The sequence below is a fragment of the Kitasatospora sp. NPDC048296 genome (assembly GCF_043201815.1).
Classification (GTDB): Bacteria; Actinomycetota; Actinomycetes; order Streptomycetales; family Streptomycetaceae; genus Kitasatospora.
Genome location: NZ_JBICZB010000030.1, coordinates 61,612 through 85,826, shown reverse-complemented (window position 1 = coordinate 85,826; position 24,215 = coordinate 61,612). Strand labels below are relative to the sequence as shown.

Here is a 24,215-nt window from a genome sequence, read left to right as displayed (position 1 = left end):
TGACCGCGCCACAAGGAGTCTTGTCATGCTCGCTTCCCTTCCCAGCCGGCCGGACCTGTCCGAGGCCGAGGTCGCGCTTCTGCGCCAAGTGGCCGGTGGTCATCTGAACGAACCGGTCAGCCGCGCCACCGGCATCGTCACCGCGGAGGTAGGTCCCGCCATCAAAGCGCTGACAGCCCGGCTCGGCACGCCGCACCGCCACCGCGCAGCCGCCCTCGGCGCGGCCTGGGGATGGGTGCGCACCGAGGACGTGCCCGTGTCCCACCCGACCGGCCTGCCGCTGCCCCGCCGCCAGCAAGAGGTCCTCGCCGGCCTTGTCGCTGGCGAGGAACCGGGTAAGACCGCGAAGCGCCTCGGCCTGGCCGAGAGCACGGTCCGCACCTACATCCAGAACATCCACCGCACCCTGGGCGTCCGCTCCCGGCAGCAGGCCGCGGCCCTCGCAGTCCTCTCCGGCATCGTTTCGCTGAGCGCCCTGGGCGATGGCTGGCCGGACACCAGGCTCACCGAGAACGACAGCCCGACCGCGGAGCCGCCCACGGCGGGCTGATGCCCAGCGCCCGTCTGCAGCCCGGCAGCCGACCCCACCTGCCGCGGGCCCCGCTGTCACGACCGTCCCGTGTAGCTCTACCGTCCTCTCTACCCACCGTCAGGACCACCCACCATGCCCCGCTCCCTGTCCGCCCCGCCGATCGAGGACCACGCCCTGATCGGCAACGGCCGCTCCGCCGCTCTCGTCACCCGCGACGGGACGATCAACTGGCTGTGCTGGCCCCGGTTTGACTCCGACGCCGTGTTCAGCGCGCTGCTCGGCACCGAGCAGCACGGCTTCTGGCGCGTCGCGCCCGCTCGTGACGACGACGGTGCGCCGACGCCCGGCATCCGGCGCCGCTATGTGGGCAACTCTCCGGTGCTCGAACAGGAGTGGAGCACCCCCCTGGGCTCGGCCCGCGTCAGGCTGTTCATGCCGGCCGCCGACGCGACCGGGTTCGCCCCGGCCCGGGTCGTGTGGATCGTCGAAGGGCTCACCGGCGAGACGGCGTTCGCCTCCGAGTTCCACTTGCGCCCCGGCTACGGGAGTCTGAGCCCGGTCTTCCACCGCGTGGAACACAACGGGCAGGCCCGGCTCGTGGCCACCAGCGGGTACGACTGCTACTGGCTCGACGGCCCGCTGCACACCGTCGGCCATCAGGGCCCTGTGCAGGCGGACTTCACGGTGGCGGCGGGCCAGACGGTGGTGCTCTCCCTGTCCTGGCAGCCCGCCGGTCTGCCGCTGCCCGCCCCCGCCGACGGCCCGGCCGAGCTCGCGGACACCCTGCGCGTCTGGGAGTCCTGGGCGTCCACGTGCACCTACCGGGGCCGGAAGCGATCTGTGGTCCTGCGGTCGGTCGTGACCCTCAAGACCATGTGCTCGATGTTCGGGGGGATGGTCGCCGCCCCGACCACGTCGCTGCCCGAGGCCCTGGGCGGTGAGCGCAACTGGGACTACCGTCTCGCGTGGCTGCGCGACTGGTCGCTGGCGATCAAGACGCTGGTCCGGTGCGGATTCCTGGACGAGGCCAGGGTGTTCCGCGGGTGGCTGCTGTCCTTCGTCGACCCCCTCGACCCTGGTGTGCTCTACGGCATCGGCGGCGAGATGGGCACGGAGGAGTATGTCCTGGACCACCTGCCCGGCTACGAGGGCTCCCGTCCGGTCCGGGTGGGCAACGGCGCCGCCGGCCAGCTCCAGCTCGACGTTCCCGGCGAGGTGGCCGACGCCCTGCTGGCCGCCGAGGACGCCGGGCTCGCCCCCGACCCGGACGCCGACCGGTGGCTGCTCATCCAGGCCGACGTACTGGAGCAGCGGTGGCGCGAGCCGGACGAGGGCATCTGGGAGGTGCGCGGGCCACGCCGACACTTCACCCACTCCAAGGTCCTCGTCTGGGTCTTCTTCGACCGCCTCGTCACGCTGCTGGAACGCCGGAACCAGGCCAACCCGGCGAGGCTGGAGCACCTGCGCGCGGTGCGCGACGAGATCCATGCCGACGTGTGCGAGCGGGGCCTGGACCAACGAGGGGTGTTCACCCAGTACTACGGCGGCGAGGACCTGGACGCCGCTCTCCTGCTGATCCCCGCGCTCGGTTTCCTGCCCGGCGACGACAAACGGGTGATCGCCACGGTGGAGGCCGTGCAGCGCGAACTCGCCACCCCTGACGGCCTGGTCCACCGCTATCCGACCCAGGATGTGGGAGGTGCGAACGTCGACGGCCTGGCCGGTCACGAGGGCGCCTTCGTGCCCTGCGCGTTCTGGCTCGCCGACGCCCTCCACGCGATCCGCGACGGGGAGGCGGCGTCCGAGCTGCTCGACCGCCTGCTGGCGCTGCGCAACGACGTAGGGCTGCTTGCCGAGGAGTACGACCCGGTGTCCGGGCGCCAGTTGGGGAACTTCCCGCAGGTGTTCAGCATGCTCGCCCTCGTCGACTCCTGTATCGCCCAGCAGCACCAGGCGGTCGAGCTGCCCACCCAGCGCCGGGCCGCCCCGGTCCGGCCCGGCGCCGTCACGGCGCCGGCCGTGCTCACAGCGGTGGAGGCCTAGTGACCCACAGCTCGGTGAGCAACACCATCTGCGGCTCCTCCCAGGTCCGAACCGCCGTACAGGCCCGCGACATTCACACCATCCACTTCCACCCCGAACGGCGGACCTGGCCCACCCCGCGGCAACTCCCTGCCGTGCCGCGCGTCTTCACCGACCGCACCGAGGGGCTCGCCTTCCTCGACACGGCGCTGGCCGACCCACCCCCGACCACCGCGCCAGTCGCCGTGATCAGCGGACCGGACGGCGTCGGCAAGCGCACCCTCGCCGCCCGATGGGGCCACCGCGCCGCCGACCGGTACCCGGACGGCCAGTTGGTCGCCCGGCTGCGCGCCGCCGGCCGCCCGGCCCCGGTCGCGGAGGTGACCCGGGCTCTGCTGCGGGCGCTCGGCCTCGGCGACGGCGAGGCACTGCCGTGGCACACCGAGGAACTGCTGGCGCTGTGGCGCTCGGTCAGCGCCACTCGGCGGCTGCTGGTGGTGCTGGAGGACACCGACGCGGCCGAGCAGGTGCTGCCGCTGGTGCCCGCCAGTTCGCAGTGCGCGGTCGTCGTCACCAGCACGGTGCCGCTGCCCGCCCTCGCCGCGCACGGCGCACGCCATCACCGGCTGGAGGCGCTCTCGGCCGAGCACACCCTGCTGCTGCTCGGGCGAATTGTCGGCGGGCACCGGGTGCACGCCGAGCCGGAGGCCGCTGCCGCGCTGGCGCGGGCGTGCGGCGGCATGCCGCTGGCGGTCGGCCTGGCGGCGGGGGAGGCCGTCCTCGACCCGGCCCGGCCCTTGGGCGAGCACCCGGCACTGGCCGCGCCGACCACCGTGGAGGCCGTCACGATGACGACCGCGCTCGCCTACGAGTCGCTGCCCGAGCCGGAGGCCCGACTGCTGCGGCTCCTGGCCCTGCTGCCGGCCCCCGACGTCGACGTGCTGACGGCTGCCGCCGCGACCGCGACCCCGGTCGTCCAGACCGGCCAGCTGCTCCAGGACCTCACCGCCCGGAGCCTGCTGGAGCACTCCGGCCGGGCCGCCGGCCGCGGCGAGGTGTACCGGCTGCGCCCCGCGCTGCGTGACCAGTTCCGCGCCACCGCTGTCGGCACCGACTCGAACGAGATCCGGACCATGGTCGTCCAGCGCTACCTGGACGTCCTGATCGCCACCGCGCACTCCACCGTCCAACAGCTCACCCCGCACCACCGCGTTCTGCCCCGCCACTACCGCCATCTGCCCAGCGCGCCGGTCGCCTTCGACTCCGATCAGAGCGCTCTGGCCTGGCTGGAGGGCATCGCGCCCGCCGTCCAGCCCGCCCTCGACGCCGCGTGGCAGCTTGGCGAGCACCGGGCGCTGGTCACTCTGGTGCACGACCTGTGGCCGCTTTTCCACCGGTTGCGGCGGGTGGACCTGAGCGTCGCCGCCCACGAGAAGGGCCTGCGGTCCGCCAAGGTCTGGGGCGACCGCATGGCGATCCGCGAGATGACCACCACCCTGGCCCTCGCCCTAAAAGGCGCGGGCCGGCACGACGAAGCCGGCCGGCACTATCGGGAGGCCCTCGACCTGGCGATTGCCGACGGGGACCGCAGCGGGATCGCCCAGTGCACGATGGGCATCGGTTCGTGCCTGTGGGCCGGTGAGCGGTACGCCGACGCGATGCCCTTCCTCCGTGAGGCCGCCGACCTCTACGACGGACTCGAAGAGGTGCGGGGCGGCGCGCTGGCGGACATCCTGCTCGGCTCGGCCGCCGCCCGCCAGGGCGATCCCGACGACGGTATGGCCCCGCTCTCGGAGGCCCACGCGAGTCTGGCCCTGCTCAGGCCTCCCGACCCGCTGAACGCTGGCCGGGCCCTGGCCTTCCTCGGCGAGGCCCATTCGCTGGCCGGGCGGCACGACCTCGCCGTCGTCGCCCTCACCGAGGCCCAGCGGACGTTCGAGGACATCGGTCACGCCCACTGGCTCGCCCACACCTTCGAGCTTCTCGGCCAGGACGCCGAGCGCGCCGGGGCGACGGAGGCGGCCCTCGGCTGGTACACCGCCAGCCTCGACCGGTACGCGACGCTGGCCTCCTTCCGGGACATGGAGCGCCTGGACGCCCGGATCACCCGGGCGAACGGCCCATGACCGCAAACCCGATGACCCCGGCTGCCCTGGCCAATCACTGAGGGTGTGACCCCCCAGGGCAGCCGGCCCCGGACTCCCGGCCGATCCCGCTTCACCTGGCCGGATGTCCGCCGGTGACCCGGTGGGCGGCGCCAACGACGCCGCCGCCCGCCGGCCACCACCGACAGTGGCGACCCGTACGCTGTCAGCTTCGAACTGCGAGCCCATTATGCGCAGTTGACTGATCATCACACGAGAGAGAGTCCCTATGCCCGACACGGTGGAGACCGACGTCACCAGCACCGACACCCCCGAGCAGCTGCGCTCGGCGATGACGGACAGGCTGCTCGCGGAAGGTAAGATCACCAGCGGCGCCGTCGAGCACGCGTTCCGCACGGTGCCGCGCGAGATCTTCGTCCCCGAGGCGCCCGCGCAACAGGCGTACGACGTGGACGACGTCGTGATCACCAAGCGGAACGAGCACGGCGTCGCGATCAGCTCCGTCAGCGCCCCCCGCATCCAGGCGTTCATGCTGGAGCAGGCCGACCTCAAGCCCGGCCACCACGTCCTGGAGATCGGCTCCAGCGGCACCAACGCCGCGATGATCGCCGAGATCGTCGGGCCGGACGGCGAGGTCACCACCCTGGACATCGACCAGGACGTCACCGACCGCGCCACCCGGGGCCTGACCGCCACCGGCTACGACCGGGTGAACGTCGTCCTCGGCGACGGCGAGCACGGCTGTCCCGACCACGCCCCCTTCGACCGCATCCTCGTCACGGTCGGGGCCTGGGACATCCCGCCAGCCTGGGTGAACCAGCTCACCGAGCACGGCACCATCACGGTCCCGCTGCGGATGCGCGGCGTCTCCCGCTCGATCACCATGCGCCGCGAGGGCGACCACCTGGTGAGCGTGTCCGCCGAGATGGCCGGCTTCGTACGGATGCAGGGCGAGGGCGAGCACCAGGAGCAGCTGCTGCTCCTGCACGGCGAGGAGGTCGGGCTCCGCTTTGACGAGGAGCCGCCGACCGGCGCGGAGCTGCTCACCGGTGCGCTGGACACCGAGCGGGCCGAGGAGTGGAGCGCGGTGACGGTCGGGCAGACCGAACCATTCGACAGCCTGCACCTGTGGCTGGCCAGCGCGCTGCCCGGCTTCTGCATGCTGTCCGCCACCGCGGAGACCACGCTCGTCGCGCCGCAGAACCGCGTGGCCTGCCCGGCGTTCACGGACGGGTCGAGTCTGGCCTACCTGGCGCTGCGCAAGGTCAGCGACGAGCCGAAGACGTTCGAGTTCGGCGCGCGCGGGCACGGGCCCGAGGGGGCGAAGCTCGCCGCCGAGCTGGCCGAGCAGGTCCGGGTCTGGGATCGCAGCCACCGCTCCGGACCGGCACCGACGTTCACGGTCTACCCGGCGGGGACGCCGGACGACCTGCTGGGTGAAGGCCGCGTCATCGACAAGCGGCACGCCCGCATCACGATCTCCTGGTCCTGATCAACGGGCCAGGCAGGAGAAGGAATCCAACTACCCAAGGAGGGGATCAGCATGGCGCCTCAGACGCTCATCGCGCCGGAGACCGAGAACGCCTCGGTCGTCAGCCTCGACGGCTCGGACTTCGACCTCGACCCGACCATCGTGGAGAGCGGCGACGTGTTCGCGAACCTGCTTCGCGACACGAACGACAACTGCGGCAGCACCTGCTCGGGCTCCGCGTGCGCGAGCGGCGGCGGCAACGTCGCCTGACCTGAGTACCTGCTGAACGTTCGGCGGGCGGGCCGGGATGCATCCCGGCCCGCCCGCCGGGCCCTTTCTCCGTCTCTCGTGGGGGTGATGAGCGTTGTACCGCGCCGTGGATGCAGTCCTGCTCAGGGCGGCGGCCATACCGGTCAAGCAGGAGTGGCCGGACCTGGCCGGCGGGGACGCCGGGCAGTGGCGGGCCTGGCTGCACCAGGTCTGGTCGAACGAGGAGTTCGCCGAGGCGGTGACGGTGGCGAGCCCGGTCGTGGCCGACCGGGTCCGGGCGGTGGCCGCCGGACAGACCCCGCCGGACAGGCAGTTGCGGCGCCTGACGGTGTCGGTCCTGCGCTACGCGCTGCGTGCCAGTGGGAGGGCGACGCCGTTCGGCCTGTTCGCCGGGATCGCCCCGGCCCGGATCGGGGACCGGCTCGCCCTGTCCCTCGGCGGCGCGCACCAAGCCCTGGCGAGGCCGGACGCGGCGTGGCTGTCGGCCGCCGTCGCCGCCCTGGAGGCCGACGCCGTCCTGCTCGGCCGCCTGACCGCCGTGGCGAACCCGCTCTGCTTCAACCGGGGGGACCGCCTGGTGGTGCCGTGGCAGGCCAGCCCGACGCCCGGAGGCGATCCGGTCGAGGTGGCCGTGCGGCGCACCCGGCCCGTCGAAGCGGTGCTCGGCACCGCCGCCGCCCCGGTGCGCGTCGCTGTGCTGGCCCGGCAGCTCACCGCCGAATTCCCGACCGCCGCGCCCGGCTCCGTACGGGGCCTGCTGTCCTCGCTGGTCGCCCAGCGGGTCCTGCTGACCGCCCTTCAGCCGCCGATGACGGCCACCGACCCGCTCGCCCACGTCCTCGCGGTCCTCGACCAGGCCCAAGCCGACACCGTGCCCACCGTCGCCCCGCTGCTCCAGTTGCTGCGCGAGACCCACGAGGTGCTGCAGCGCCACAACCGCGCCGAGAAACCGGGCGAGCGGCGCGAGCAACGCCAGCGCCTCGCGCAGGCGATGACGAAGGCCCTGGCCTGCGAGAAGCCGGTGATGCTGGATCTGCGGCTGGACGCCGCCCTCACGCTGCCCCGCCAGGTTGCGGCCGAGGCCGAGGCCGCGGTGACCGTGCTGACCCGCCTCACCCCGCAGCCGGACGGGAACCCGGTGTGGCGGGACTACCGGGACCGCTACCTGAACCGGTACGGCACCGGCGCGGTCGTGCCCGTCCTGGAGATCACCAACCCGGACGGCGGGATCGGCTTCCCCGCCCGCTACCGCGAGACCCTGCACGAGATCCCCCGCCCGGCCCTGACCGGCCGCGACGCCCGGCTCCTCGCCCTGGCCCAGGCCGCGGCCGTCGAGGGGCGCACCGAAACCGTCCTGGACGAGCGGGCCGTCACCGACCTCGCCCGCGTGCCCGCCGGCCACCATGCCCAGCCCCACGCCGAGCTGACGTTCACCATCACCGCGCCGACCCGGGCCCGCCTGGACAGCGGTGACTTCACCCTCACCGTCACCGGAACCCCGCGCGCGGCCGGGACCACCGCCGGCCGGTTCATACCCCTGCTCGGCGCCGACGACCGCGACCGCATGATCGCCGCGTACGCCGCCCTGCCGACCCTCGCCGCCGAAGCGATCCCCGTTCAGCTGTCCGCCCCGCCCCTGCACACCCGGGTCCAGAACGTCGGCCGCGCCCCCGCCGTCCTCCCCCTGCTTCTGCCCCTGGCCGAACACCCGGACCCCGCCGGACCCGAGGTGCTGGACCTGCGCGACCTGGCGGTGTGCGGCGACCACGAGCGCATGTGGCTGGTCTCCCTGTCCACCGGCCGCCCGGTCGAGGCTCGGGTGATGAGCGCGGTCGAGTTCCGCAACAACACCCAGCCCCTCGCCCGGTTCCTGTGCGAGATCACCACCGCCCACACCCCGACCTACACCGGCTTCGACTGGGGCGCCGCCGCCCAGCTGCCGTTCCTGCCCCGGGTCCGCTACCGCCGCACCGTCCTGGCCCCGGCCCGCTGGCGCCTGGCCGCCGCCGAGCTGCCGCCGGCCACCGCCCCGTGGCCGAAGTGGCGCGAGGCGGCCGACCGGTGGCTGACGCTCTACCGCGCCCCGGACCGGGTGTTCCTCACCCAGCACGACCTGCGCCTTCGCCTGGACCTGAGCGAGAGCGCCCACTTGGTCCTGCTGCGCGATCACCTGGCCGACCACCCGGCGGCCGAGCTGACCGAGGCACCCGCCGACGAGGCGTTCGGCTGGATCGACGGCCGCCCGCACGAGATCACGATGCCGCTGGCCAGCACCCTCCGGCCCGTCCCCACTGCCCGCCGCCGCCCGGGGCTGCTGCGCACCCGAGGCCACCTGCCCGGTGCCGCCGCCTACCTGTCCGCGAAGGTCTACGGCCACCCCCACCGGCACACCGAGATCCTGACCGCCCACCTGCCCGTGCTGCTCGCCGCGTTCGACACCGCGCCCCCGCTGTGGTTCCTGCGCTACACGGACCCCGACCCGCACCTGCGGCTGCGCCTGCCCCTGCCGGACACCGCCGCCTACGGCCCGGCCGCCCTGCACCTCGGGGCCTGGGCCGCCCGGCTGCGCGACCTGGGCCTGATCACCCACCTCCAGCTGGACACCTACCAGCCCGAGGCCGGCCGCTACGGCCACGGCCCGGCCCTGGCCGCCGCCGAGGCGGTGTTCGCCGCCGACTCCCGTGCCGCCGTCGCCCAGCTGCGCCTGACCGCCGCCTCCGGACTCGACCCGCGAGCGGTCACCGCCGCCGGGATGGCGGCCATGGCCACCGGCTTCCACGGCGGCGCCGACGCCGGGATGCGCTGGCTGACCTCCACCATCCCGGCGGGCTCGCCGACCCCGGTCCCGCGCGAGGTGCACCAACAGGCCGTCCGCCTCGCCGACCCCGGCCACGACCGGGCGACCCTGCGCGAGACCCCGGCCGGAGCCGACGTCGCCGACGCCTGGGCCCAGCGTGATGCAGTGCTGGCCACCTACCGCGACCAGCTCACCGCCACCGACCCGGACGACGACGAGGTGCTGCTGTCCCTGCTGCACATGCACCACGTGCGGGCCCTCGGGATCGACCGGGACCGCGAGCGGCTGTGCCATCGCCTGGCGCGCGCAGCCGCGTTCTCCTACACGGCGAAGGCCGCGCGGTGAACCGGGCCGCCCAGTCCCTGGCCAAGGGCGCGGCGGGCCGGGCGCTGCTGAGCATCGAGCGGGCCGCCGCCGGGCGGGGGAGCTGGAAGAGCGTCCACGCCCTCCTGGCCGAGGCGCTGCACGGGGGCGTCAGCACGGGGCCCGGGATGGGCCTGTTCTACGGGGCGCCCGCCGCCGCGTACGCCGTCCACAGCGCGACGATCGGGCCCGGCCGCTACCAGCGGGCCCTCCGGGCTCTGGACGAGGCGGTGGAGACGACAGCCCGCGCCCGGCTCGCCGCCGCGCACACCCGCATCGACCGCGGCCTCACCCCGGAGTTCGCGGAGTTCGACCTGCTGTACGGGCTGACCGGGATCGGCGCGCACCTGCTGCGCCATCACCACGGCGGCGAGCTGCTGGAGGAGATCCTCGCCTACCTGGTGCGGCTGACCGACCCGCTGCCCAACGGCCTGCCCGGCTGGTGGACCCATCTCGCCCCGTCCGGCGTCCGCTCGCCGCAGTACCCGGACGGGCACGGGAACCTCGGGCTGGCCCACGGCATCAGCGGCCCCCTGGCCCTGCTGGCGCTCACCGCCCGCCACGGCGTCACGGTGCTCGGCCAGCCGGTGGCGATGCGCCGGATCCTGGCCTGGCTCGACGCCTGGCGCCAGGACGGACCCATCGGACCGTGGTGGCCCGAGGTCGTCACCCGCTCCGAAGAAGCGGCCCGCCGCACCCGCCAAGACGGACCGCTGCGCCCGTCGTGGTGCTACGGCACCCCCGGCCTCGCCCGGGCGCAGCAGCTCGCGGGCCTTGCGCTCGCCGACCCCGGCCGCCGGCAGCTCGCCGAGGCGGCGGTGCTCGGCTGCCTCGCCGACCCGGAGCAGATCGGCCGGCTGCCTGACGACGGCGGGCTGTGCCACGGCGCGGCCGGGCTCTACCAGACCGTGTGGCGCATCGCCCAGGACAGCACCCACGCGGCCTTCGCCGGGCACCTGGACGCGCTCGCCGCCCTGCTCCCTGCCTCGGACGAGGGGCAGGCGGGCCTGCTCGACGGGACCACCGGCGCTGCCCTGGCCCGCAGCACCGCCGCCACCGACGCGGCGCTGTCCGGCTGGGACTCCTGCCTGCTCCTCAACTGACCGAAGGGAGAAGACGCCGTGACGACAACGATGCTCCAGCTGCACGTCCACTTCACCGGCCAGGACGTCGCCGAGCCGGCGGCGCTCGCCCGCCTGCGCCCGGCACTGTTCGATGCCGAGGTCGGCGGGCACCTGAAGAGCTGGCACTTCGTCCGCAAGGGCGACGTGTGGCGGGTGCGCTACCAGGTTCCCGAGGGCGTCGACCCGGACAAGGTCACCGGCGCGCTCACCGATGCCCTCGCCGACAGCCGGGTGAGCGGCTGGACGCAAGTCGTCTACGAGCCCGAGGTCCATGCCTTCGGAGGCGGGTCCGGGATGCAGGCCGCGCACCGGTTCTTCCACGAGGACAGCCGCCAGGTGCTCGACCACCTCGCCGCCCCCAGTGGGCGGGACCGGCGGCGCGAGCTGGCGATCATCCTGGTGACCGCCCTGCTTCGGGGCGCGGGGCAGGAGTGGTACGAGCAGGGCGATGTCTGGGCCCAGGTCGCGGCCCACCGGAAGGCCGAGGCAAGTCCGGAGCAGCTGGCCCGGCTGGGCCCGGCTCTGGAGCGGCTGGTGAGCGTCGATACCGGGCCGGACAGCGCTCTGGCCGGCGGCGCGCTGGCCTTCGCAGCACCGTGGCTCGACGTGCACACGCAAGCCGGCCGACGCCTGGTGCGTCTGGCCCACGGCGGGCAGTTGACCCGGGGGCTTCGCGCGGTCTGCGCGTACCACGTGCTCTTCCACTTCAACCGGATGGGCCTGACGCCCGCCGTGCAGGGTGCCATCGCGTCCACTGCCAGCGGCCTCGTGTTCGGCAAGGAGTGACATGGACCTGCTCTCGATCGCCTCGCGGTTCCCCCTCGCGCCCCGGCACCGGCCGCCGTGCCCGCCGCTGCCGGTCCGGATACAGCGCCTGGACGAGCAGGCCCGCAAGGCCGATGAGACCGGCGACGCGACCGGCGCCTCCGCCGTCCACAACCTCGCCGCCCTCATCGCCGCCGACCTCGGCCTGCCCGACCTCGCCCGCCGCCTGTGCGCCGACCACGCCCGGCTCTTCTACGAGGCCACGCCGCTGGTCGCCAAGGACGCCTGCCACTCCCTCGCGCCGATCGTCAACGTCGTCAACCTCCTGATCCGCGAAGGCGACGCGGACCAGGCGTTCGAGGTGCTGCGGGCGCTCCACGAAGCCGTCGCCACCCGCACCGACGCCACCGTGGCGGGCATCGCCGTGCCCGTCACCGCCCTGACCGCCAACGACCGGGACCACCAGGAGGTCGTGCAGTGGGTGCGCGGCACGTTCCTGGTCGACGGCTCCCGCGCCCTGGCCCGCGCCGGGCGCTGGAAGGAGGCCCACGCCCACCTGGAGCGGCCCAAGGCGATCGGACGGCGCATGTTCGAGGGCCGCCAGATCGCCGTGCTCGCCGCAGCCACCGGAGGCGACACCGCCGCCGCGCTCGCGCTCCTGGCCACCACTCTGCCCGGCGATCCCTGGGAAGCCACCGTCACCGCCTGCCTGACTGCCCTGTGCCGCCCCGTCACCGACCCGGCCGAGATGCTGGACTCCTACGAGCAGCACGCGGTGGACCCGCAGAACGCGGTGTTCAACACCCGGCTCGGCCTCGCGCTCCTCGACACCGCAGGCGGAACCGACCGAGCCCGGCGCACCGCCCGGTTCCTGATCGCCCGGACGCTGGAGCACGGCGACGGCTACGCGGCCCGCGACGTCCTCGCCCACCCGGCCAGCGCCGCCGCCCTCACCTGCGCCGAGCAGCAGCAGCTGACCGAGACCGAGACCGCCTGCGGCCTGGACCGGCGGGAGCTACCGGCCGACCTGCACGACACCTTCGCCGCCGCCCTCAACCGCAGTGCCTCGGCGCTCACCCGCAGCCTGGCTGCCAGCCGATAGGGAACGCATGGATTACAACACCTGGCCCCGGGTCTTCGTCGTGGACGTGGAGGGCAACGGCGCCCAGCCGCCGGACCTGGTCGAGGTCGCCGCCATCCCGGTGGACAACGGCCGTCCGGACTCCTCCGCCGCCCGCTCCACCCTGGTCCGCCCACCGCGTCCGATCACCCAGCTCGCCGTGGAGGTGCACGGCATCACGAACCAGGCCGTCGCCTCCGCCCCGCCCTGGGCTCAGATCGGCGGCCAGGTGCGCGCCGACCTGGAGGGCGCGTGGATCGCGGCGCACAACGCCCACGTCGACCACGGCGTACTGCTGCGGCACCTGCCGGGGTGGCAGCCGGCCGGGGTGCTGGACACCCTGCGCCTGGCCCGCGCGACCTACCCGCACGCTCGCGGGCACGGCCTCGACGCGCTGATCAAGCACACCGGCATCGACCTGTCGGCCGTCCCGGGCCAGCGCCACCGGGCCGCCTACGACGCCCACGCCGCCGCGCTGCTGCTGCTCCACCTCGCCGGGCACTACGTCTCCTGGACCGCCCTGGTCGCCGCGGCCGTCCCGCCCGGCCTGCCGGGCCACCAGTGAGACCGGAATCGGTTGTTGGCCCCTGATCCGTCGATCGGTGCTGGTGGAGGATCGTGCAGGAATCGATAGTTGGCCCAGTTCGGAACCGATAGTTGGCCTGAGCGAGTCGCATAAAGTCACGGAGAGTAGTCGCCCGGTTCGCGATCTGCGCTGCCGATCAGGGCCCGAACCCGGTCGTCGAGGACCGTCCGTAGCCTGTGGTCTGTGGCGTGATGGATGTGGTGCAGAATCCGGAGCTCGGGTGTCCCGGGCCCGACTCGGCGGTGGAAGGCAGACAACGGCGCTCGGAACGAGGGTGCGAGCTGCCATTCGCTGCCGGTGACGGCGGCCCAGATGTAGGCGGAGGCGCACTCCCGGAGTAGCTCGTCGGAGCTTGTCCGCCGGCCTTGACCGAGCATCCGGCCCAGCTGTTGGGTGATGGTGTCCCAGTCGGAGTGCCGAAGGTGCCAGAAGGCGAGGTTCTGGCGGCGCTGGTAGTAGTTGACGGGTTCTCGGGCGATGTGCAGGGTGAGGGCTTCGAAGGCCTCGGCAATATCCGCGCTCAACAGCGGATGGGCGCTGTTCTGGCTCGGATGGAGGTTCTGACGCATGAGCGCGCCGGGGCCCGAGCGGTCCCAGCTATGGGGAATGCCCAGCAGCTCGGATGCTGCGTCGACGGAACAGCCCGCAGCGGCCTGGACCAGTTGGACTGCCACGACTCGGCGGAACTGGACGGGCTTTCGCAGGTGCCCTGGAGGTGCCCCGTTCTCTGCCAGGACCGTGAGCCAACTGCCCGGCGGACGCTGAGGGATGTGCTCAGGCAGGTAGCCGCGTTCGCGCACCGGGATGACTAGCGGGCCGGTGTGCGAGATATGCGTAGGCACGAAGATCTTTTGGCAGCACTGCTCGACGTCGTGCCTGAAGAGCGGTGAACACCTGGTCCTCAGGATGTCCCAGGTCTGGCTCCAGGCGGATGCGTCGTAGCGCGGGGCGCGTCCTGAGAGGTTGTGGATTTCGGCCCGGAACGCAGTTCTCGGCAGGCGGACGAGCCGGTCGGCGAGGCTGAGTACTTCTGCGGAGGCCGTGCTGGCGGTGGGCAGAGCGCCCCAGCGTGGCTGTGTCCGTCCGGGCCAGGGCCCGTGAACACCGCGTCTGTACTCGTCCATGAGCTGCGAGATGGCGCCGCTGGGTGGCCCGGATGGGTCTGGCGGCTGCCGGGCTGCGGTGATGAGAGCGACAGCGACTCGAAGGTCCGAGAAGCGCGAGAATGCCGTCGAGGGGTAGTGGCCGGGTTCCAGCATCGCCTGGAGCCTGCGTTGAAGGTCAGCGAGGTCCGGAGCGAGCTGTATTGCGGGGCTGGCCGCGAGATCGTCCAGCGGGTGGCCGCAGACCGCGCCCTGAGGCCCGGCTGAGACCCGGTTGCGGCAGCGCGCGGGGTGAAGGTGGCCAAGGCCCGGGAGGGGAACAAGCTGGGGGCTCTTTGCCCATGATCCGGCCTGGGCCGGCCGCCGACAGTGTGGGCAAGTGTCGACGAGCATGCGGTTGTGTTCCAGACAGGCGAAGATCACAGGCAGGCGCCAGGACAATTTCCAGGGTCCGCCGTGCAGTTGCTGGATCCGGCTCCCGTCGCCGGCGAGGCACTCCGGGCAGTAGCGGCTGAACGACAGCAGCATCCAGTCGGTGATCACCTTCCGAAGCCGCAGCACTTGACCGGGCTGGCCCAAGACATCAGCGACGGGCGGGTAGTGGCTGCTCCAGGAGCGGAGGGTCAGCCGGTCGGACTCGTCCTCGGTCAGCCGGGTCGAGCGGGCGAACGCTGCCCGGACGTTCGCTTCGAGCATGAACAGGTGCCGAATCGGGGCCTGGCCCCGGTCCTCGGATGCGAGCCCCGTTCGCCTGACCACCTGGGTCGGGGTCAGATCGAGGTGATGAGCGAGTCTCAGGACGAATCCGGGCAAGCCCTCGCCGGGCAGCGGGGCCAGGCTCCTTGGCAGCGGAGGGTGTGCGTCACGGCCAGGAACCATCGGCTCAGGCCCCGCCCGCGGCTGCCCTGGGGCCGGCGTCGTCGAAGACGGTGTTGCGCGGGCGCTTCTGCCGTCGGGTCGGAGGCTTCTTCTCCTGGGAAGAGGAGAGATCCGGAACGATGGGGATCTCCCCGGCTCCGGGATCGCGGCCCAGCGCGTCGAGGCTGATGGTGATCGTGTCGAGAAGTTCCTCGTCCAAGAACTCCTTCTCGCTGGCGATGGCTTCCATGGCGCCGTCCTCGATGAGCCGCGCGAGCAGGCCGATGACGCCGTTGGTGCGGCGCATCAGGTATTCGGGCATGGTGCCCCCGGTGAGCATCCCCGGCCAGGCGTTGAACAGTCGCAGGCCGTCCTCCAGACCGGCGAGGTGGTCCCGGAATACCTCGATGCCTTCCGGGGTGGTGTATTCGAAGGTCCCGAGTTCGACGAGGTCGAAACGGCGCTCGGTCTGGGTCACCTCCAGCCCGTGGACGCGGGTGCTCGCCGAGGGCGGGAACACCCATTGGCGGGCTCGGGAGTCCCACCTCGCCTTCCGCAGCAGGCCAGAACCTGGGATGTCGGCACCGATCAGGACGAGGGTGACGTTCATGCTCATGAACGCCCGGATCAGGTCGAGAACGTCCTGGTCGTCGGCCCGGTGCATGCGGAGTCTCGTAATGTCATCCAGAATCAACGCGCGGACCCCATGGTCGTCGAGCGAGGCCGCGACCTGCTGGACGAGCTGGGGAAGGGTCAGGCCCTTCGTGTGGGCGCCGAAGAAGTCGAGGATCGCCTGGCAGGTGCTCTTCGGCGTCGCAGTGACCGGCGTCTGGACATAGACGACAGGGGCGTGAAGCGCTCGCGTTCCGGGCATCGCATGCGGATTGATCTGGTCGCCCGCTTCCCGGAAGGTGACCTCGAACTCGGCGGCGATGTCGCAGACGGTCTCAGTCTTTCCCTGGTAACCGAGGCCGAAGACCATCACCCCGGGCCAGGTCGCGGACGTGAGCCGCATGGCGTTGCCCCGGATGCGCCGGTCGACGAGAGAGGCGACTCTCTTCGCCATCGGTGTCTCCTGCAGCGGCATGTTGACGTGCGTCGCCGTGCGGTGCAGGTTGTGGAGCGCCTTGTCGCGATCGCTCATCGCCTGCCACTGCTCCAGGGACAGTCGGGGCGCTGGGACGAAGGACCGGCGGGACCGGCAGTAGTACTGCCAGCCCTCGTAGGTGTCCCGGCGGGGAGGCTTGCCGCCGAGGATCCCGGCGAGCGGGTGGGTCGGTGCGGCATCGGTCATGCGTGGTCCTCAAGCGGTGCGGGGGCGTCGTCGGGCGGAATGAGGAAGAGGTTGCGCCGGCGCAGGCTGTCGCCCAGCCGCGGCGGCGGGACCGGGCGACGGACCGACGACACCTCGCGTAGCCGGCGTCGTTCCGCATCGACCGCCTTCGCGATGCCAGCGGCCTCGACGGGCCAGGCGACCACTTCGGCCGCCGGGCCCTCTGACGTGGAGGGCTGGTCGGCTGCGGCTTGCGCGGCGTCGGCGGCCCGGCGCGAGCGGGCGGTCTTCTCCCGCTTGCCCATCTGGGAGGGCCACTGGCTGACCGGAATCGCCGAGCCGAGGATGTCCAGGAGGACCGGCAGCAGTTCCTCGTCCGAGCGCGGTTTCAGCCCGGCCCGGCGGACCTCGCCGAGCAGGGCGTCGACGTTGATGTCCGAGAACGCCGGGACCTCGCCCTCGGGAGGCAGGCCGGTCCAGCGCAGGACGTGCCAGCGTTCGGGATCGTCGGGGTCCTGGAAGAACACGGTGCGGCGGTCGCGGCGGTCGGAGCGGATGACCCACTTGCCCTTGTGCCGGCCGCCCCGTGACGACCGGCCGTGGAAGCGGTCCTCGTCCAAGACGTCGGCGTAGTAGAAGAGCCCGAGGATCTTCACCCCGCGGCCCGCGTGGATCTTCACGTGGTGGGGCCGCAGGAGCTTGTAGTAGAGCTCCGGCCCCGGGATCTCCAGGTCCAGGCCGCCCTGCCGTGTTGATGCCGCGAACAGCGAGTTCGGACTGTGGGGCCCATCCGGCGCCCAGGCCGGCGCGTACTCGCCCAACTCCCGGTTCTGCCAGACCTTCACCACCCAGGTGGCGACCACATGTTCGACCTGAGTTAGCGTCAGCACCGCATCCGCCTCGGGGTCAGCGCCCCGGTCGGCGACATCCGTTCCGGTGAAGCCCAGCAAGTGCTCCAGCAGCAGCGTCTTGATCGAGGAGAACGCCCGCTCGACGGCGAACTTGTCGTGGGCCCGCAGCGTGCGCGCCGGCAGGATCGTGCAGCCCAGCGCCCGCTCGGCGGCGACGATCTGGTGGCTCTTGTAGGGGCCGCCATGGTCGGTGGTGACCGTCTCCGGCGCGAAGAACGGCAGCGCGGCGACCCTGTGCCCGGCGAACTGGGCGACCAGCGTGGCCGGAGCGCCGGGGTAGGGCCACTCCATGTCCTCGCCCCAGCCCTCACGCATCGGCAGCGGCATCACCACGTCCCGCAGCAGCATCGCGATGTCCACCGACGTGTCCGACACCAGCGTGAGCCGGAACGCCACGATCGAGTGCGTGTAGAGGTCCAGTGCCAGCGACATTACCGCCGACACCGGCTCCCCGAACACCTGCTCGCGGACCTTCACCGGCAACGGCGTCGAGTCCAGCGCGACCACCTGCCCTGGCCGGTGGACCACCACCCGCCGCCCGGCCTGCGCGATCTCAGCGGTGCGGACGTAGCGCTGACGCGAACCGTCCGGGCCGAACCACTCCCGCCAGACCGCCGCCAGCGTTTTGCAGCACGGAACATCCTCGGCCGGGAAGTCCGGGAACACCTCCCGGACGTACTGGTGCAGCAGCCGGTGCCGGGCGGCCATGGACATCCGCGAGCGACGAATGCACTCCTCCCTCACTGCGTAGATCCCCTCCCGGATCTCCGGAGTGATGCTGGGGCGGCCCCCGCCCGCGCGGAGCCAGCGGCCGTCCGCGCAGGCCAGCACCAGATCCTCGCCCTCGCTGCGGGCCAGACGCTTCAGCGTCCGCACACTCATGAAACGCAGCCCCAGCGCCTCCGCCTCGACGGCCGGCATCGCCCGCAGTTCGGCGGCCTTGGCCCGGCGACGCTCGCCAAGGGTGGTCGTCACCGGGTCGAAGCCCGGCCTCGGCTCGCCCGGCAGGGCCCGTTCCGGATGGCCGGCCCGGAACCCTGTCTGGGTCTCCAGCACGTGTTCGGCCCGGATCCGGGCCCGCCGCACCTGGCCGGGTGTCAGGTCGGAGAGCGACGCGCCCCGCCGGTCGCCGCCCACTCGGGTCGGATGGTCGGGGGCGGGAAGCGGACGGATGCCGGGGTGGTTCGCCAGCCAGCGCAACGACCGCCGGCTCAGCTCGCCGTCGGCATCGGCCAGAACCACCCGGCCCAGATGCGGTTCCAGTTCCTCAACCGTGTAACGGACGCCGCCGAGCTCAAGCTGGACCCCGGGCGCCAGGACCAGGACGCCGCGGCTCACGACCGCCGCCCCTGCGACGGAATCACCGGATGCTGCCTGGCGAGCCAGACCGAGGACCGATCACCGAGCGGGGCGCCCAGATCGACACCGAGCCGGCGGTGCCAGAGCAGATGGACCGCCTCAGCCCGTGCCAGCTCCGGCCAGGCCGTCGACTCCACCAACTCCCTGAACCGCAACGGCCCCTCGGTGACGGCGTCCAGCAACTCACCGTGCAGGCCGAGCGGGTCCTTGCGCGGCCGGCGCCGAGCCGACAACGCGTCCAGCACCCCCACCACGTGCGGGCGCCAGCCGGTGACCACGATGTAGTGCCAGCCGGCCGCCGTCGCGACCTCCCGCGTCGCGGCGAACTTCCGCGCGTCCTCGTCACGGACCAGAGCGGCGGGGCGGACGTCGAAGAGCCAGACGCCATCGCGCATCAGCGCGAGGAAGTCCGGGATGTGCGCCGAGCGGCCGCCGGTGTGCTCGAAGTCCAGGCGGAACGGCTGCGGCAGCACCTCCCGGGCCCGCAGGAAGTCCAGCGCCCGCAGCAGGTCCCGTTCCTCCAGCGACTCGAACCCGTGCTGGCGGCCGGTGGAAACCATAGGCTCCAGCCCAGGCCGGTGCCGCTGCCGGGCCCGCCAGGTGAACCGGCGAACCGGCTGCGAGTCAAGCACCGGCACCGACTCCAGATCCCTGACCGGCCAGACCACCTGGCCGCCGTCGAACAGCCAGGTCGTCGACCAGTGACTCGGCCAGGACGCATCGAGCACCAGGTGCGGGCGGTGATTGCCGTCACCGGTGAACGTGCTGATCAGCGCAGTGAGATCGCATGCGTCCGAGCGGATGGCGGGTCCGGTCCGGAAACTCATGCGCCAACCCCAGCACCCTCGGCGCCCGCGGGTAGCCAGGCGGGGTGATGTTCACCCGGTCAAGTGAAGATCACGAAGCGGAGGCCGGAGCGTGGCGGGCAACCTGACCGCCGAGATCAGGAGGATGGCGGCCAGCGCGGGGATGGCACTGCGGTACTGGGCCGAGCTGGCCCGCCTGTTTCGCGTGGCGGGCGGACCTCAACTCCTGACGGCCTCTGCGATCTGCAGGGCGGCCTGGGCGGGCGTGAGGTGCGTGGTGTCGACGACCTCGGCCTCGGCGTGCAACCAGGTGCGGGCCGCCTCGGCGTAGGGTTCAAGGTATTTGAGGCGGAACCAGGAATTGGGACCAACAACAGTGTCCCCTGCGATGCGCCCGCGGAGGGTCTCCTGATCGGCATGGAGAACGAAGTGCCGCACCGGAATGGCGTGTTGGGCGAGGCCCGTGCTGATCTCGCGCCAGTACTGCTCGACCAGGACAGTCATCGGCATCACCAGAGTCCCGCCGGTGTAGGCGAGCACGTGGCGGGCGGTCTCAACTACGAGTGGCCGCCACGGCGGCCAGTGCTGGAAGTTGTCCGTCCCGGGCAGCCCCGGTGTGATGTCCATGAGTGTCTCGCCAACCTTCTCGGCGTCGAACACCCGGGAGTCGGGGATCAGCTGCTGCACGAGTGCACTGGTCGTCGTCTTGCCTGCACCGTGAGTGCCGTTGAGCCATACGATCATGGGTTCGACACTAACGGCCCGCGGGTCACAGGAACGGGCATAGCAGAAATCCGGTACGGCTTCGGCGCTGCCTGCGACGGTGTCAACCACTGAGATCGGGTGTCACCTAGCTCGAAAAGTCGCAACTACCCGGTGTAGCCAGAACCCGCAAGGGCCAACTAGTGATTCCAGAGGCCAACTATCAATTCCGGCCTCAACCAGCCGCCGAAGGAGGACCCGACCTTGTGGTGAGCAGCCCGGCCGGAATCGAAAACGACCGGGCTCGCCGAGAACCGCCGGGAACCTCCCGGCGCTTGGATGCGGATTCGAACAGGGAGCAGGATCAACCCTCATGGAAGAGCTGCTGCACGTCGCCAACTTGGTTGCCAATAAGCTGAATTCGCACTGGGAGGGGCCTCTGGAGGAGCGCCTGACCCTGCAAGCGCTCAAGGTCTCGGAGGAGGCCGGCGAACTCGCCCAGGCCGTCATCGGAGCGCGCGGGATCAATCCGAACAAGGGCCACTCCCACACCTGGGACGACGTGCGCGCCGAGGCGTGCGACACCGCCCTCACCGCGCTCGTCACGCTCCACATGCTCGGCGGCGACCCGGCCGCGTTCCTCGCCGAGCACCTTCGCACCATCCGGGCCAAGGCCGAGAACTGGGAGGCACGCGCTTGACCATCACCGCTGCCGACGAGTCGGCCGAGTCCGAGCAACTCCAGTTCACCGGCGACAAGCGCCGCGTCGAGGTGACGCAGCAGATCACCGTCACCGCGATGGCCCGCCGCCTGCCCCAGATCGTCGCCCGCGCCTACTCCCTGACCTGGCGCATCGAGCCCCGCACCGCCGCCCTCCTGCTCACCTGCCAGATCCTGTCCGCCATCCTCGGCGCCACCGGCCTGTTCGCCACCGCCAACGGCATCAGCGCCGTCTTCGCCTCCGGCGCGACGACCAGCCGCCTGGTGGCCGCACTGCCGTCCATCGCGATCGTCGCCATCACCGCCGGGCTGCGCCGCCTGCTCGGCATCGTCAACCAGACCATCACGGTGCGCCTGTCCCCGCGCATCGCCCGCGAGGCCGAGGCGACGGTGCTGCGCGCCGCCCTCAACGCCGAACTGACCGCCTACGACCACTCCGGCTTCTCCGACGACCTGGAGGCCGCCGACCGGGGTGCGGAGAGCTGCGTCGAGATCCTGGGCGAGGTGCAGAACCTCCTGTCCTCGCTCGGCTCGCTGATCGGCGCGGCCTCCGTCATCGCCTACCTGCACCCGCTCCTGCTGCCGCTGCTGATCCTCGCCGCACTCCCCCAGGGCCTCGCCTCGGTCCGCGCGGCCCGGGTGCAGTACCTGGCCAGCCGCGACGCCATGGCCGACCGGCGGATCATGGCGAACCTGCGCTGGTACATCCGCCTCAAGGGCCAGGCCGACCAGGTCCGCTCCGACACCCTGGCCGACTTCCTGATGGTCAAGTACGGGGAGGTCGGCCGGCGCCTGGACCTCAACGCCCAGCGGGCCGCCACGGCGACGGCGAAGGTGTCCGTCATCGGTGCGCTCGCCTCCGGGCTCGGTGCCGGGATCGTGTGGGCCACGATGGCGTGGCTGGTCGTCACCGGCCGGATGAGCCTGCCCCACGGCGGGGCGGCCGTCGTGGTCCTCACCGCGGTCTCCAACAGCCTGGCGGGGATCGTCGGTTACGGCGCCTACCTCTTCCGCATCGGCATGTACCTCGACGACTTCTTCCACTTCCTCGACTCCGCCGGAGGCTTCGCCCTCCGCACCGGCACCCACCAGCCAGAGCCGCCCCGGCAGGTGACGGTCAAGGAGCTGACCTACGCCTACCCGGCCAGCGAGCGCACCGCCCTGTCCGGCGTGACCCTGCACGTCGATCGGGGCGAGATCCTGGCCCTGGTCGGCGAGAACGGCTCCGGCAAGACGACCCTGGCCAAGTGCCTCGCCGGCCTCTACACCCCCACCGACGGGAACGGCACAGTGCAGTGGGACGGCGCCGACACCCGAATGATGGACCCGCACGCGATGTGGAAGCAGGTCGCGGTCGTCCCGCAGGACTACGCGCGCTGGCAGATGTCGGCGCGGGAGAACATCACGCTCGGGCAGCCCCACGGCGACGGCGACGAGGCACTATGGGCCGCTGCGCGGGCTTCGGGCGCCGACGAGGTGCTGACGGAACTGCGCTCCGGCCTCCGGACGCTGCTGGCGGTGGAGTGGCTGGGAGGCGAGGAGCTGTCCGGCGGGCAGTGGCAGCGCATCGCCCTCGCCCGCGCCTTCTACCGCAAGGCCGGACTCCTCGTCCTGGACGAGCCGACCGCCGCCCTCGACCCCCGCGCGGAGCACCGGATCTTCACCAACCTGCGCGAACTGGCGGCCGACCGGGCGGTGGTGCTGGTGACGCACCGGCTCACGAACGTGGCCATCGCCGACCGGATCGTGGTCCTGGACCACGGCCGGATCATCCAGTGCGGGACGTTCGACGAGCTGGTCGCCGACACCGGCGGCCGGTTCCGCGAGCTGTGGGATCTCCAGAACGACCGCACAGGCATCCCCGCACAGCGCACCACCGAACAGGAGAACGCGTGATCTCATACAAGCTGCTCGCCGAACAGGCCCTGGCCGAAGGCGTCCAGAAGCTCGCGGCCGGAACCGTGGTCCGCGACCAGCAGGGGCGCGTCCTGATGCTGCGTCGCAAGCAGGACGACGTCCTGCCCGGCCTGTGGGACTACCCGGCCGGCGGGCTGAACGACGACGAAGACCCCAGGGACGGGGCGATCCGGGAGCTGGCCGAGGAGACCGGCATCCACTGCGCCGACATCGAGTACGCGCGGGCCCTGGACTTCGTCAACACCCGGGACCGTCTGACCCGCCAGTTCGTCTTCACCTGCACCGTCCCGGATGACACCGCCGTGAGCCTCACCGAGCACGACGCCTTCGGCTGGTTCCGCCCGGGCGAGCTGCCGCCGACCAGCGACGGCTACTGCGAGGTGATCGGCTGGCTCACCCACCGCCTCGCCGCCGGATGGAAGCCCGCCAGCCAGTACCTGGCCACGATCGACCGGCCAATGGCGTGGGCCTGCTTCCTGGTCCGCGACGAGCAGGGTCGAGTGTTGGGCATGCGCAACACCGTGGATACGACACGGTGGGACTGGCCGGGCGGGAACGTCGAGGTCGGGGCGTCCCCGTTCGACACCGCGCTGCGCGAGGGCCGCGAGGAGATCGGCCTCGACCTGCTCGCCGAGAACCCGGACGTGGTCGGCCGACAGCGGCTGATCGCCATCATCCACCAGCAGGCCGACCACGTCCGCCCTGTGCCGTCAATCGGCTGGGTCTTCGACGGCGGCACCCTCACCGAGGAGCAGCAGGCCCGCATCGTGCTCGACCCGGCCGAACACAGCGAGTGGCGCTTCGAGACCGAGTACCACTGGCGCCACTTCCTGACGCCGCAGGAGTACCGGCAGGACCTCCAGGTGCTGCGCGCCGCCCGCGCCGGCCGAGTGCTCTACCTCCAGCGCCCGGTCCCGCCCGAGCAGGACTTCGAAGGCATCATCGCCTTCGTGACGAACCGGCACGGCCACCTGCTGATGCACCACCGGGACCAGAAGGACGGCATCGCCTGGCCGAATCACTGGACCCCGATCGGGGGCTGGCGGGAGGGCGACGAGACGTCCGAGGAGACCGCGGTGCGCGAGGTGATGGAGGAGGCGGGCATCACCGTCACCGACGTCCGCCCGTTGGAGGGGCCCCGGCATGAGCGGGTCGGCCCCCTCTCGCGGGTGCTGCGCGCGGTCTATGACGGCGACCCAGAGGCGATCCGGCTCGGCGACGAAGGTCAGGCCGTCGAGTGGGTGCCCTTCGACAAGGCGACCGACCGGCTGGTACCGCCGTACCTGCGCCACTACCTCGACCTGATCGGGACCTGAGCCCCCACTCCGAACGCTTCTGCGGTAAGGCTCCACCTTCAGCCTTGCCGCCGATCACTTCTATTCGGGCAACCTTCCGCTGGGTGAGTGTTCTC

General features: G+C 72.1%; 18 protein-coding genes. 13 read left to right on the top strand and 5 right to left on the bottom strand.

The window, feature by feature from the left end:
* Window positions 1-25: 25 nt before the first annotated feature.
* The 10 genes from ACGF12_RS19695 (at window position 26) to ACGF12_RS19650 (ending at window position 13,134) form a co-directional block, all read left to right on the top strand.
* Window positions 26-550: a LuxR C-terminal-related transcriptional regulator gene (locus ACGF12_RS19695; RefSeq protein ID WP_393031295.1), complete on the top strand. Its 525-nt coding sequence runs from the start codon at window positions 26-28 to the stop codon at window positions 548-550.
* Between the two features lie 114 nt (window positions 551-664).
* Window positions 665-2,575, top strand: coding sequence for a glycoside hydrolase family 15 protein (locus tag ACGF12_RS19690; protein ID WP_393031292.1), 1,911 nt, complete (start codon window positions 665-667; stop codon window positions 2,573-2,575).
* A 14-nt stretch (window positions 2,576-2,589) separates the two neighbouring features.
* A complete protein-coding gene (locus tag ACGF12_RS19685; protein WP_393031289.1) occupies window positions 2,590-4,680 on the top strand; it encodes a tetratricopeptide repeat protein in 2,091 nt (696 codons plus the stop codon).
* Window positions 4,681-4,927: 247 nt separating this feature from the next.
* Window positions 4,928-6,151, top strand: a complete 1,224-nt coding sequence (gene fxlM / locus ACGF12_RS19680; RefSeq protein WP_393031286.1) for a methyltransferase, FxLD system — start codon at window positions 4,928-4,930, stop codon at window positions 6,149-6,151.
* 51 nt (window positions 6,152-6,202) lie between these two features.
* Window positions 6,203-6,400, top strand: coding sequence for an FxLD family lanthipeptide (locus ACGF12_RS19675; RefSeq protein ID WP_393031283.1), 198 nt, complete (start codon window positions 6,203-6,205; stop codon window positions 6,398-6,400).
* A 106-nt stretch (window positions 6,401-6,506) separates the two neighbouring features.
* Window positions 6,507-9,542 carry a lantibiotic dehydratase gene (locus ACGF12_RS19670; protein ID WP_393031280.1) on the top strand — a complete coding sequence of 1,012 codons (3,036 nt, stop codon included), beginning with the start codon at window positions 6,507-6,509 and terminating at the stop codon, window positions 9,540-9,542.
* Window positions 9,539-10,663 carry a lanthionine synthetase C family protein gene (locus ACGF12_RS19665; protein ID WP_393031277.1) on the top strand — a complete coding sequence of 375 codons (1,125 nt, stop codon included), beginning with the start codon at window positions 9,539-9,541 and terminating at the stop codon, window positions 10,661-10,663. The genes ACGF12_RS19670 and ACGF12_RS19665 overlap by 4 nt, the downstream gene beginning before the upstream one ends.
* An 18-nt stretch (window positions 10,664-10,681) precedes the next feature.
* A complete protein-coding gene (locus ACGF12_RS19660; protein ID WP_393031274.1) occupies window positions 10,682-11,470 on the top strand; it encodes a thiopeptide-type bacteriocin biosynthesis protein in 789 nt (262 codons plus the stop codon).
* A gap of 1 nt (window position 11,471) precedes the next feature.
* A complete protein-coding gene (locus tag ACGF12_RS19655; RefSeq protein ID WP_393031271.1) occupies window positions 11,472-12,551 on the top strand; it encodes a hypothetical protein in 1,080 nt (359 codons plus the stop codon).
* 7 nt (window positions 12,552-12,558) lie between these two features.
* Entirely contained in the window at window positions 12,559-13,134 is a 576-nt protein-coding gene (locus ACGF12_RS19650; protein ID WP_393031269.1) for an exonuclease domain-containing protein, read from the top strand.
* Window positions 13,135-13,250: 116 nt separating this feature from the next.
* Here ACGF12_RS19650 and ACGF12_RS19645 read toward each other — a convergent pair whose 3' ends face one another.
* The 5 genes from ACGF12_RS19645 to ACGF12_RS19625 form a co-directional block, all read right to left on the bottom strand.
* Complete coding sequence (locus ACGF12_RS19645; protein ID WP_393031267.1) at window positions 13,251-15,137, bottom strand: TniQ family protein; 1,887 nt, start codon at window positions 15,135-15,137, stop codon at window positions 13,251-13,253.
* A gap of 4 nt (window positions 15,138-15,141) precedes the next feature.
* Complete coding sequence (locus tag ACGF12_RS19640; protein WP_393031265.1) at window positions 15,142-16,410, bottom strand: AAA family ATPase; 1,269 nt, start codon at window positions 16,408-16,410, stop codon at window positions 15,142-15,144.
* Window positions 16,407-18,638, bottom strand: coding sequence for a transposase (locus ACGF12_RS19635; protein ID WP_393031263.1), 2,232 nt, complete (start codon window positions 18,636-18,638; stop codon window positions 16,407-16,409). The genes ACGF12_RS19640 and ACGF12_RS19635 overlap by 4 nt, the downstream gene beginning before the upstream one ends.
* The gene (locus tag ACGF12_RS19630) at window positions 18,635-19,486 is read right to left on the bottom strand and encodes a TnsA-like heteromeric transposase endonuclease subunit (RefSeq protein ID WP_393031261.1); all 852 of its coding nucleotides are present in this window, start codon (window positions 19,484-19,486) and stop codon (window positions 18,635-18,637) included. The genes ACGF12_RS19635 and ACGF12_RS19630 overlap by 4 nt, the downstream gene beginning before the upstream one ends.
* A gap of 198 nt (window positions 19,487-19,684) precedes the next feature.
* Window positions 19,685-20,209 carry an ATP-binding protein gene (locus ACGF12_RS19625; protein WP_393031259.1) on the bottom strand — a complete coding sequence of 175 codons (525 nt, stop codon included), beginning with the start codon at window positions 20,207-20,209 and terminating at the stop codon, window positions 19,685-19,687.
* Window positions 20,210-20,540: 331 nt separating this feature from the next.
* On the opposite strand from ACGF12_RS19625, the gene ACGF12_RS19620 reads away from it, so the two are divergent.
* Genes ACGF12_RS19620 through ACGF12_RS19610 form a run of 3 tightly spaced genes read left to right on the top strand, consistent with a single transcriptional unit; the run spans window position 20,541 to window position 24,120 of the window.
* A complete protein-coding gene (locus ACGF12_RS19620; protein ID WP_393031256.1) occupies window positions 20,541-20,867 on the top strand; it encodes a MazG-like family protein in 327 nt (108 codons plus the stop codon).
* Window positions 20,864-22,783, top strand: coding sequence for an ABC transporter ATP-binding protein (locus tag ACGF12_RS19615; RefSeq protein ID WP_393031253.1), 1,920 nt, complete (start codon window positions 20,864-20,866; stop codon window positions 22,781-22,783). Before ACGF12_RS19620 ends, ACGF12_RS19615 begins: the two co-directional genes overlap by 4 nt.
* Window positions 22,780-24,120, top strand: coding sequence for an NUDIX domain-containing protein (locus tag ACGF12_RS19610; protein ID WP_393031249.1), 1,341 nt, complete (start codon window positions 22,780-22,782; stop codon window positions 24,118-24,120). Before ACGF12_RS19615 ends, ACGF12_RS19610 begins: the two co-directional genes overlap by 4 nt.
* Window positions 24,121-24,215 lie beyond the last annotated feature (95 nt).